Genomic DNA, 646 nt, shown 5'->3' with positions numbered 1-646 from the left:
GTTATGGGTTAAAAGTAACTTAGACGGTTTTAATCAACTTCCTGAGTTAATTAACTCAGAGGCCTATAATTGCCTACTTAATACATGGAGTCAACCTAACAGCTAAACCCTAACAGATAACCCCTACCCCAATAACTTAAATGGCCCCCTATGGTTTCTGACTGTAGGGGTTCATTCATATTATCTGTTTTCAGTACCGAAAATACGGTATCGAAAATTATTTATATGCTTACCCCCCTAGTTTACCCACAATAAACACCCTAAGCCAAAACCTTAACCCGTCTATTAGGGGTAATCATCCTGTGCGGAACTCAGTACCCCTATAAATTGGAGACTTGTCTAGCGGTATGTAGGTATCGGTTTCGATGGGGAATCAATTCTCTAGGATTATGTAGGTATCAGCGAGAGATGACGAAACAAGTTACCAGTTGAAAAGTTGTTTAGGGGTATCGGGTTGGTTCCGGTAGATGATAGTTCAGATTATGCGATCGCATTTTGTTGGTAGTGAGTAGGCTCCTCAATATTTCACCAATAATCTGACTCCCACAGGGAACCAGGTAGGCGGTCTGATATCTTTGTACATTGATAGGAGTATCGTTGTACATTGATAACCTAGTGGGTTCCCCTATGGGTTGTTTTTGAGCCA

At 41.2% G+C, this 646-nt stretch carries 1 protein-coding gene; it reads right to left on the bottom strand.

Annotated elements, in window-relative coordinates:
* Nucleotides 1-440: 440 nt before the first annotated feature.
* The coding region (locus P5674_RS25565; RefSeq protein WP_315670460.1) for a hypothetical protein at nucleotides 441-646 on the bottom strand (206 nt) is incomplete at its 5' end.

The organism is Limnospira sp. PMC 289.06, from assembly GCF_032350395.1.
Classification (GTDB): Bacteria; Cyanobacteriota; Cyanobacteriia; order Cyanobacteriales; family Microcoleaceae; genus Limnospira; species Limnospira platensis.
This window is presented reverse-complemented; position numbering and strand designations above follow the sequence as displayed.